This is a genomic window from Kluyvera genomosp. 2, assembly GCF_036759865.1.
In the GTDB taxonomy this organism is placed as follows: Bacteria; Pseudomonadota; Gammaproteobacteria; order Enterobacterales; family Enterobacteriaceae; genus Kluyvera; species Kluyvera ascorbata_B.
Genome location: NZ_JAPKIA010000006.1, coordinates 243644 through 254627 on the forward strand (window position 1 = coordinate 243644; position 10984 = coordinate 254627).

Below are 10984 nucleotides of genomic sequence, written 5' to 3' on the forward strand. Positions count from 1 at the left end.
TAGTTATGAATGCACCCTTTACGTATGCATCACCGACCCTCAGCGTTGAGGCACTGAAGCACTCTATTGCCTATAAGCTGATGTTCATCATCGGGAAAGATCCCGCTATCGCCAACAAACACGAGTGGCTGAACGCCACGCTGTTTGCCATTCGCGATCGTCTGGTCGAGCGTTGGCTGCGTTCTAACCGCGCCCAGCTTTCCCAGGAAACGCGGCAGGTGTACTACCTGTCGATGGAGTTTCTGATTGGCCGCACCCTTTCCAATGCGCTGTTGTCGTTGGGTCTGTATGACGACGTAAAAAACGCGCTGGAAGAGATGGGGCTGGACCTCGAAGAGTTGATTGACGAAGAGAATGACCCCGGGCTGGGCAACGGCGGCTTAGGCCGTCTGGCGGCCTGCTTCCTGGATTCGCTGGCGACGCTGGCGCTGCCTGGCCGTGGCTACGGCATTCGCTACGACTACGGCATGTTCAAGCAGAACATTGTCGACGGCCGCCAGAAAGAGTCGCCGGACTACTGGCTGGAGTATGGCAACCCGTGGGAATTCCCGCGCCACAACACGCGCTACAAGGTGCGCTTCGGCGGCCGCGTCCAGATGGAAGGCAAAACCAGCCGCTGGCTGGAAACCGAGGAGATCCTCGCGGTTGCTTACGATCAAATTATTCCTGGCTATGACACCGATGCCACAAACACGCTGCGTCTGTGGAATGCGCAGGCCAGTAGCGAAATCAACCTGGGTAAATTTAACCAGGGCGATTACTTCGCTGCGGTAGAAGATAAAAACCACTCTGAGAACGTATCCCGCGTGCTGTATCCGGATGACTCCACCTATTCCGGGCGCGAGCTGCGCCTGCGTCAGGAGTACTTCCTGGTTTCCGCGACGGTGCAGGATATTTTAAACCGCCACTACATGTTGCATAAAACCTATGACAACCTGGCGGACAAAATCGCTATTCACCTGAACGACACCCACCCGGTGCTGTCCATTCCCGAGCTGATGCGCCTGCTGATTGACGAGCATAAGTTCAGCTGGGATGAAGCGTTTACCGTGACTTGCCAGGTCTTCTCTTATACCAACCACACGTTGATGAGCGAAGCGCTGGAAACCTGGCCGGTTGATATGCTGGGCAAAATCTTGCCGCGTCACCTGCAGATTATCTTCGAGATTAACGACTACTTCCTGAAGACATTACAGGAGCAGTACCCGAACGATACCGGCCTGCTGAGCCGCACTTCCATTATTGACGAGTCCAACGGTCGCCGCGTGCGTATGGCGTGGCTGGCAGTGGTGGTGAGCAAGAAGGTGAACGGCGTTTCTGAACTGCACTCTAACCTGATGGTGCAGTCGCTGTTTGCCGACTTTGCCAACATCTTCCCGATGCGCTTTATCAACGTCACCAACGGCGTAACGCCGCGTCGTTGGCTGGCGCTGGCGAACCCGGCGCTCTCTGAGGTGCTGGATGACAACATTGGCAAGACCTGGCGCTCCGACCTCAGTCAGCTGAGCGAGCTGGAGCAGCACATTGATTATCCGAAGGTGAATCAGGCGGTACAGCGCGCCAAGCTGGAGAATAAAAAGCGTCTTGCGGCCTTTATTGGTCAGAATCTTAACGTGGTGGTCAACCCGCACGCGCTGTTTGACGTGCAGATTAAGCGTATTCACGAGTACAAGCGTCAGCTGATGAACGTGCTGCACGTCATCACCCGCTATAACCGCATCAAAGCCGATCCGGACGTGAAGTGGGTGCCGCGCGTGAATATCTTCGCCGGGAAGGCGGCTTCGGCCTACTACATGGCGAAGCACATCATTCACCTGATCAACGATGTGGCGGACGTGATCAACAACGATCCGCAAATTGGCGATAAGCTCAAAGTGGTGTTTATCCCCAACTACAGCGTGAGCCTGGCGCAGATGATCATTCCTGCGGCGGATCTCTCCGAGCAGATCTCACTGGCGGGGACCGAAGCTTCCGGCACCAGTAACATGAAGTTTGCGCTTAACGGTGCGCTCACTATCGGTACGCTGGATGGCGCGAACGTTGAAATGCAGGAGCACGTGGGCGCGGATAACTTCTTTATTTTCGGCAACACCGCAGAAGAAGTGGAGGCGCTGCGCCGCAAGGGCTATAGCCCGCGCGACTACTACGAGCAGGACGCCGAGCTGCGTCAGGTGCTGACGCAAATCGCCACCGGTGTATTCAGTCCGGGCGAGCCGGGTCGCTACCGCGATCTGGTGGATTCGCTGATCAACTTTGGCGACCATTACCAGGTGCTGGCTGACTATCGTAGCTACGTCGATTGCCAGGATAAGGTTGATGAGCTGTACCAGGAGCCGGATGAGTGGTCCACCAAAGCGATGCACAACATCGCCAACATGGGCTACTTCTCTTCCGACCGTACGATCAAAGAGTATGCCGAGCATATCTGGTATATCGAGCCGGTCAGGCTGTAAAACAACAATGGGGCCGGATGGCCCCATTTTTTTCCTTCGCCCGTGCATGCCTGATAAGCACAGCGCTATCAGGCATGACGCGGCGCGATCGTATTACGACGCCTGCGCCAGCTCAGGCTTTCCCAGCGTTTTCACCAGCCATTCACTTATCCGCGACTGCTGCTCCGCATTCAGCCACATCCCCTGTTTGGTACGGCGCCAGATGGCGTCATCGAGCCTGCGTACCCACTCATGTTCGACCAGATACCGCAGCTCGGCTTCGTAAAACTCATGGCCGAAATCGTCGCCCAGCCCGGTAACGTCGCGAGCATCGCCAATAATCAGCTCGCTATTGCTGCCGTAGGTTCGGGCGTAGTGGCGGGCCAGCGATTCGCTGATAAACGGATAGCGGCGGCGCAGTTTCGCTGCGTAGTCATCGCGATCGCCGCCGATCTCGCCACCCGGCAGCACTGCGCCTTTGGTCCACGCCGGGCCGATGCCCTGATAGTATGGGGACAGTTTTTCCAGTGCGTGCTCCGCCAGCTTGCGGTAGGTGGTGAGCTTACCGCCAAAGACGGAAAGCAGGGGGGCTTTACCGTGGTCGTCGTGGATATCCAGCGTGTAGTCGCGGGTAATCGCCTGCGGTGAATCAGACTCGTCGTCGCACAGCGGGCGTACGCCGGAGTATGTCCAGACGATGTCTTCGCGGGCCAGCTGCTTTTTAAAGTGACCGTTGTACACCTTCAGCAGATAGTTAATCTCGCTTTCGTCGATCTCAACGTTTTTCGGGTCGCCGTGGTATTCCACGTCGGTGGTACCGATGATTGAGAATTCATCCATCCACGGGATCACGAACACGATGCGCTTATCTTCGTTTTGCAGAATGTAGGCCTGCTTTTGTGTATGCACGCGTGGCACGACAATATGGCTGCCTTTGATCAGGCGAATGCCATACGGCGAAGGCAGATGCATGCCGTCGTCGAAGAACTGTTTTACCCACGGGCCGGTAGCGTTGACCAGACCGCGCGCCTGCCAGCGGAATTTTTCACCGCTGTCGATATCTTCCGCTTCCACAACCCAAAGGCCATTTTCACGTTTTGCCGAGATAGCACGAGTGCGGGTCCGGACTTCACCGCCTTTCTGCACCACCATCTGCGCGTTAGCCAGCACCAGCCGCGCGTCGTCGACCCAGCAGTCTGAATATTCGAAACCGCGCACAATTTCCGGCTTCAGGACCGATTCTGCGCCAAAACGCAAGCCGGTAGAGGCGGGAAGGCTGGTGCGTTTACCGAGGTGATCGTACATAAACAGGCCAGTACGAATCATCCACGCCGGGCGCAAATGCGGGCGGTGCGGCAGCCTGAAGCGCATCGGGATGGCGATATGGGGGGCCATTTTCAGCAGTACTTCGCGTTCGGCCAGCGCTTCGCTGACCAGGCGGAATTCGTAATGTTCAAGGTAGCGCAGACCGCCGTGGATCAGTTTCGAGCTGGCGCTGGACGTGGCGCAGGCCAGGTCCCTGGCTTCCAGCATCAGCACGGATAGCCCGCGCCCTGCTGCGTCAGCCGCAATGCCTGCACCGTTAATGCCGCCACCTATCACAATCAGATCTTTGGTTTCCATTATTGCTACCTCAGGGACTTTCGTTATAGCTCATTAATGTTCGATATCGCTCATAATAGCAAGTAAACGCGCTTTTGGTAACATAGAAAAAACATTTTAGAGTGATGTGCATAACATATTGGCGTTTACGTGGCCTGAGGACGTACACTTGGCGGTAAAATGTCGTGAGCCACAATACCTGCCATAAAGATAAGAGAGCACCATGGAACAGTTTGAATGCATTAACGTAGAACAGGCACACCAAAAGCTGCAGCAGAGTGCCGCTGTGCTGGTGGATATTCGCGATCCGCAAAGCTTCGCGATGGGCCACACCCCGGGCGCGTTTCATCTGACGAACGACACGCTGGGCGCGTTTATGCGCGATAACGATTTTGAAACGCCGGTCATGGTGATGTGCTATCACGGTAACAGCAGTAAAGGTGCCGCGCAGTACCTGCTCCAGCAGGGCTATGACCAGGTTTACAGCGTGGACGGCGGCTTTGATGCCTGGCACCGCCATTTCCCGGCAGAAGTGGAACACGCCGCTTTCTAAGACAGCGCCAGCACCCGTTCCCGATGCCGCCTGTCGTCAGGCGGCAATGCGCGCTGCAACGCATCTGTCAGGGTTTGGGTATATACTGTCCCCTTTTGTGTGGAATAGAAGCGACCTGCTGATGTTGATGATCACCTCTTTTACTAACCCGCGCGTGGCCCAGGCCTTTGTTGACTACATGGCGACGCAGGGCGTTATTCTGACTATCCAGCAGCATACGCGCAGCGATGTCTGGCTTTCTGATGAAGCGCAGGAAGCGCGCGTCCGTAGCGAGCTGGAACGCTTTCTCGCCAATCCTGCCGACCCGCGTTATCTGGCGGCGAGCTGGCAGTCCGGGCAGACCAACAGCGGTTTGCACTACCGTCATTTCCCGTTTCTCGCCACGCTAAAAGCGGGCGCAGGGCCGGTGACGATGGTTATCATGGCAGTCTGCGTGCTGGTCTTTATTCTGATGAACATCGTGGGCGATCAGCCAGTGATGATCTGGCTTGCCTGGCCGTACGATGATTCGCTGAAATTTGAGGCCTGGCGCTATTTTACTCATGCTTTCATGCATTTCTCATTCGTTCATATCCTCTTTAACCTGCTATGGTGGTGGTACCTGGGCGGGGCAATCGAAAAACGCATCGGTAGCGGTAAACTGGTGGTGATTACCATCATCAGCGCGCTGCTCAGCGGCTTTATTCAGCACCAGTTTAGCGGTCCGTGGTTCGGCGGCCTCTCCGGCGTGGTTTACGCCCTAATGGGCTATGCCTGGCTGCGCGGCGAACGCGATCCGCAGAGCGGCATTTATCTGCCGCGTGGGCTGATTATATTTTCTCTGATCTGGCTTGTTGCCGGGTGGTTCAACGTTTTTGGAATGTCGATTGCGAACGGCGCTCACGTCACCGGTTTGGTGATTGGTCTGGCTATGGCCTTCGTCGATACGCTAAATGTGCGAAAGCGAGCATAATTTTTCCAGGGATTCATCATGAAACAAACACAACGTCATGACGCGATAATCGAGCTGGTAAAACTTCAGGGCTATGTCAGTACCGAAGAGCTGGTGGAACACTTTTCCGTTAGCCCGCAGACCATTCGTCGTGATTTGAATGACCTTGCGGAGCAGAAAAAGATCCTGCGCCATCACGGTGGCGCGGCGCTGCCGTCGAGCTCGGTAAACGCCTCCTGGCACGACCGTAAGGCGACGCAGACGGCGGAAAAAGAGCGCATCGCCCAAAAGGTCGCCAGCCAGATTCCCAACGGCTCAGCGCTGTTTATCGATATTGGCACTACGCCGGAGGCGGTGGCTCACGCGCTGCTCAATCACAGCGACCTGCGCATCGTGACCAATAACCTCAACGTGGCCAACACGCTGATGGTGAAAGAAGACTTTCGCATTATTCTCGCCGGTGGTGAGCTGCGAAGCCGCGATGGCGGCATCATTGGTGAGGCCACGCTGGACTTCATTTCTCAGTTCCGCCTCGATTTCGGCATTCTGGGCATCAGCGGCATCGACAGCGACGGCTCGCTGCTGGAGTTTGACTACCATGAGGTGCGCACCAAGCGCGCGATTATCGATAACTCTCGTCACGTGATTCTGGTCGTCGACCATTCGAAGTTTGGCCGGAACGCCATGGTCAATATGGGCAGCATCAGCATGGTAGATGCGGTGTTTACCGACGTTCTGCCGCCGCCGGGCGTGATGCAGGTGATTGCCGAAAATGAAGTGCAGCTGGAACTCTGTTAAGGGGGATCCGGCCAATTTTACTGGCGGGAAAAAGCAATGCCCCTCAGCCTTCAAAAGGGAGAGGGGCATTCCGCGCGAATACTGCTGTTCCGGGGGTTATGACATCTGCTGCTGGAATTTACCCTGACTCAGATCGGAGACGATGACGTTCATGCGGTCTTCGGTCAGCCGATAGTAGCGGATAGAAATGGCCGTAATCAGATAGAAGATGGCCGGCAGCACCGTAAACAGTATGAGCACGCCGCGAATGGCTTCTGCGGACTGCTGCTCAACCCCCGCCTGATAACCGTAAAATGCCAGCCCCCAACCGGTCAGCGCGCCGCCGATTGCAACGCCGAGTTTGATAATAAAGATGTTTGCCGCGACGTTCATGCCGGTAATACGGCGCTGGGTTTTCCACTCGCCGTAGTTATTGGCGTCGGTAATCATCGACCACTGCAGCGGGGCGTTAATCCCCTGCAAAATATTCAGTATCACGTGGACGATAAACGCGGGCATCCAATAATCGGTTGGCAGCACCAGGAACAGCAATCCGAATAGTGCACTGAGAATATTCACCCACACCGAGGCGCGAATTTTACAGAACCATGAGCCCACATGTTTTGCCGCCAGGCTGCCGATCACGGCAGCAACGGTCGTCGCCAGCATAAACAGAGAAATAACGCTGCTGCCCTGTTGCAGAATATACTGTACGAAATACACCAGCAGGCCGCCGCGAACCACCACGCCGCATAGCATCGCCAGGTTATATATCGACAGTACGCACCACTGGTCGTTTTTCATCAGAATACGCACGTCGCGCAAAATGTTCAGGTTCTCTTCTTTCACCGGCGTAATACGCTCTTTGGTGGTGGCAAAGCAGATCAGGAACATCACGCAGCCGATGACGCCAAATATCCCCATCGCCCACTGCATGCCGCTTGCCCGGTCTCCCGGCGCAAGCAGGTCTGCCAGCGGCAGAATCAGGGCGGTACCCATTGCGCCGCCAATAGGGGCGACGGCAAAACGCCAGGATTGCAGCGACAGGTTCTCTTTCGGATCGGCGGTTATCGCCGCGCCAAGCGAGCAGTAAGGAATATTAATCGCCGTGTACATCAGGGTCATAAAAATATAGGCCACGACGGCGTAGACAATTTTACCCGTTTGCTCAAAGTTAGGCGTGGAATAAACCAGCACGCAGCTTACGGCAAACGGTACACAAATAATTAATAGCCACGGGCGGAAGCGACCCCAGCGACTTTTGGTTTGATCGGCAATAGCGCCCATTATTGGATCGGTAATGGCATCCAGCACCCTGACGACGAGAAATAATGTCCCCATGACTGCCGGTGGTAATCCATAAATATTGGTATAGAAATAAGCGAGAATAGCGACAGAGGAGTCAAATACGATATGGCTGGCGGCGTCGCCCAGACCAAATCCAAACTTTTCCTTGTTACTGATTTTTGCGGTTAATGCCGACATAGGGTCACCTTTTATAATATGTGCCAACATACGACATCCTTTATAAAAGGTGGCTATGAACCTGAGTATTCTAATTTTTCACTTTGCGGTTATGTTAATTCTTTAATGTGACGTGGCTATCTCTTTGCTCTCTGGCGCGTGCAACGCCGGATAGCGCTTCGTTTATCCGGCCTGCCAAAAGGGGGTGTTTAATATCGAACCCGCGCTTGGTATAGGCCGGATAAGGCGCAGCCGCCGTCCGGCACAAACTACACGCCATACCCCATCATCTTCAGCAGCTGCTGTGCGTGCTGCACCGCATCCTGACGGTGTGCCACGCCGAGCTTCTGATAAAGGTTACGAATATGGGTTTTGATGGTCGTAGCCGCAACGTCCAGCTCGCCGGCAATTTGCTCGTTGCTGTAGCCCGAGTAAATCAACCCCAGTACCTGCCACTCGCGCTGGGTGAGTGGGCTGGTGCGGATGAGCTCCGGCACTTCCGGGTGGTTGAGCAAGCGTTCAACGAAGCTCTCGTCGAAGTGGGCAAATTTATGACGATGGTGCTGGTTAATTTCACGCAGAATGCGCTGGGCGCGGTGCTGGTCCAGCTCCGGCAGCGTATTCAATTGAATCAGCTGGCGCAGCTGCTGCGCCATGGCTTCACCTTCAATCACGAAGTGGCTAATAAACCCGGTGCGGTTCGCCAGCTGGAGCGCTTCCAGCAGTACGCGCTGAGCTTCGTTCTTATTGCCTGCCTGCCAGTGCAGCTGATTAAGCAGCAGCAGGTTACGGTTGAGATCGCTCATCAGACGCAGGCTTCGGGCGTTCTCGTTGAGCTCTTCGAGCACCATTTCGGCCGAGTTGAACTCGCCCAGCAGAATCTGCGCGCGAGCGATGTTGCGCCACTGTCCCTGCAGGAAGTGGTTATTGGCGAACTCCGGCTTCGGCGTGTGGCGCAGCCAGTTGGCCGCCGCTTTTTTGTCGCCGACCATCTGCCAGTAAATCACCCGTACCTTATCAGCGTTAGAAACCCAGTCGCTGTGATAGGCTCCGTTGCCCAGCAGGTTTTCCAGACGGTTCAGGTGATTGCGGGCGTTATCCAGATCGCCGCGCGCCAGCGAGCACTGCACCTGTAAGGTCAGGCACTGCAGCTGCTGTTGCGGCTGGAAGCCGCTCAGGACTTCAATCCCGGTGCGGGCGGCGGTTTCCGCTTCGTCGAGACGCGCCCACGCCCACAGCAGCTGTGCGCGAATGCGCAGCAGGAATTCATGCATCGGCAGTTGTTCAAGGTGTTGCTCGTGAATCAGCTGGAAGCCTTTCTCCTGGCACTCCCAGGCGGCCTGCAGGAAACCCTGAGCAAACAGAATTTCACTCTGCTGGATAAGGCTCCACAGGGCGTAGTGCCAGATATCGTGGCGGCGCGCCATTTGTTCAGTCTGCTGCATGACGGCAATCGACTGGCTCAGCAGCCCTTTGCAGTGCAGGACCTCACCGTGCACCGAGGTGGCGACGATGCGGCTGTAGAAGTTTGCCAGCGGCAGCTCTTCGAGCGCCACGGTGGACAGGCGCTCGGCTTCATCCTGATCGCCGTCGTTGATGGCAACCTGCGCCCGCAGCGCGTTGAAATCACCGTGCAGCGAAGTGTCCATCTCAAACGTCATCTCCTGCTCGGCGCGAGCCAGCAGGGTGTTGACTTCACTGTAACGGTGCTGGCTTTGCATCAGCCAGGCCTGCAGCAGGACCAGGCGCGGATTTTCCAGCAGGCTTTCCCACGGTAGCGCGGAGAGTGACTCTTCGAGCAGCGCCAGTTCGCTATGATGGAACAGACCCCAGGCGTGGTTAAGCAGAATATCGCGCAGCATTTTCGGATCGCCCGCCGCCAGCGCGTGGTGGATGGCTTCGCTCGGAAAACCTTGCGCCATCCAGCTTTCCGCCGCCGCGCGGTGGATTTCCGGCAGTTCGGTCGCCAGCTCCCACTGGCAGCGCTGGCGCAGGAAACTGCAGAACAGCGGATGGTAGTTAAACCACTCGCCGGAGTTGTCCATGCGCTGAATAAACAGCCCCTGACGCTCGATCTCTTCCAGGCGCATTTGCCCGTTCTCTTCGCCGGTTACGCGGGCGATGAGCGAGTCGTTCATGGAACGTAGCAGCGAACTTTTCAGCAGGAAATTACGCGTTTGCGCGTCGACGTTGTCCAGCACTTCATCAACCAGATAATCGGAAAGATGGCTGGCGTTAATGCCCGCCAGACGGCGCGCAGAGTGCTGGGTCGCGTTATTACGCTGGCGTGCGGATAGCGCGATCAGCTGCAGCGCGGTAGCCCAGCCGGCGACGTCATCGCACAGGCGACTGCTTTCTGCCGCTTCAATCGGCGCGGCCAGACGGCAGTCGAAGAATTGTTTGGTCTCGGCGTGCGTAAAGGAGAGCTGCTGGCTGCCAATTTCCAGTAGCTGATCGCGCACGCGCAGGTTGGCGATGCCCAACTGCGGCAGGTTGCGCGATAGCACCACCAGCGTCAGATTTTCCGGCTGATGGCGCAGGAAGAAGCGCATCGCATCGTGGATCACCGGGTTGGTAATCAGGTGGTAGTCATCAATGACCAGATAGAGCGGACGCTGCCATTCGCTGAGTTCAATGAAAAGTTGCGAGAAAAGGGAGCTCAGGCTCGCATACTGGCGCTTTTGCACCATGTTTTCGCTCGCCTCGCAATGGCCGCCCGTCGCCTGCTGGATAGCGGCGATCAGGTAGCTGGCAAAGCGTTCCTGCTGGTTATCGCCTTCATCAAGCGAATACCAGCCAAGGTCACTCATCCCTGCAGCCCATTGCGACACGAGCGTTGTCTTTCCATAGCCAGCCGGACTGGTTATCAGCGCCAGACGATAATTGTTCGCGCCTGAAAGTTTCGCCAGCAGCCGCTCGCGAACCACGGTGTGTTCGAGACGGACGGGTCGACTTAATTTTGACGGAATCAACATAGCTAATCACTTCACTGTGAGGATTGGAAAACGAGATTTTTTTTGCGCTTCGTAATTAATCCTTACAAAGGTCGGTCAAATAGCTATGTATTGCAAGTTATGTCCTGTTTTGATGCTTGCGAATTTGCTATATGTCACAATTTCTCATATTCCCTCCCCACTACGTATTAGGCCCCGTAGGGTGCGTAAAATCTAGGGAAGGTGCGAACAAGTTCCTGATATGAGATCATCATATTCATCCGGAGCGCAT

General features: G+C 55.9%; 7 protein-coding genes. 4 read left to right on the forward strand and 3 right to left on the reverse strand.

All coding sequences use genetic code 11. The features are described from left to right. Window positions 1–5 precede the first annotated feature (5 nt). Complete coding sequence (gene glgP, locus V6942_RS08710; protein ID WP_182934580.1) at window positions 6–2453, forward strand: glycogen phosphorylase; 2448 nt, start codon at window positions 6–8, stop codon at window positions 2451–2453. A 93-nt stretch (window positions 2454–2546) separates the two neighbouring features. Here the strand turns inward: glgP and glpD are convergent, their stop codons facing one another. Continuing rightward, window positions 2547–4055, reverse strand: coding sequence for a glycerol-3-phosphate dehydrogenase (glpD, locus tag V6942_RS08715; protein ID WP_182929894.1), 1509 nt, complete (start codon window positions 4053–4055; stop codon window positions 2547–2549). Window positions 4056–4257: 202 nt separating this feature from the next. Here glpD and glpE point away from each other — a divergent pair, with 202 nt between their 5' ends. From glpE to V6942_RS08730, 3 genes are all read left to right on the forward strand, one after another. Next, complete coding sequence (gene glpE / locus V6942_RS08720) at window positions 4258–4587, forward strand: thiosulfate sulfurtransferase GlpE (RefSeq protein WP_106925108.1); 330 nt, start codon at window positions 4258–4260, stop codon at window positions 4585–4587. A gap of 121 nt (window positions 4588–4708) precedes the next feature. Continuing rightward, on the forward strand, window positions 4709–5539 hold the full coding sequence (gene glpG / locus V6942_RS08725) for a rhomboid family intramembrane serine protease GlpG (protein ID WP_106925191.1): 831 nt from the start codon (window positions 4709–4711) through the stop codon (window positions 5537–5539). 18 nt (window positions 5540–5557) lie between these two features. Further along, the gene (locus tag V6942_RS08730; RefSeq protein WP_106925109.1) at window positions 5558–6316 is read left to right on the forward strand and encodes a DeoR/GlpR family transcriptional regulator; all 759 of its coding nucleotides are present in this window, start codon (window positions 5558–5560) and stop codon (window positions 6314–6316) included. Between the two features lie 96 nt (window positions 6317–6412). On the opposite strand, the gene V6942_RS08735 is transcribed toward V6942_RS08730, so the two are convergent. Then, window positions 6413–7780 carry a glycoside-pentoside-hexuronide (GPH):cation symporter gene (locus V6942_RS08735; protein WP_182929895.1) on the reverse strand — a complete coding sequence of 456 codons (1368 nt, stop codon included), beginning with the start codon at window positions 7778–7780 and terminating at the stop codon, window positions 6413–6415. A gap of 248 nt (window positions 7781–8028) precedes the next feature. After that, the gene (gene malT / locus V6942_RS08740; protein WP_333501108.1) at window positions 8029–10734 is read right to left on the reverse strand and encodes an HTH-type transcriptional regulator MalT; all 2706 of its coding nucleotides are present in this window, start codon (window positions 10732–10734) and stop codon (window positions 8029–8031) included. Window positions 10735–10984: the final 250 nt, after the last annotated feature.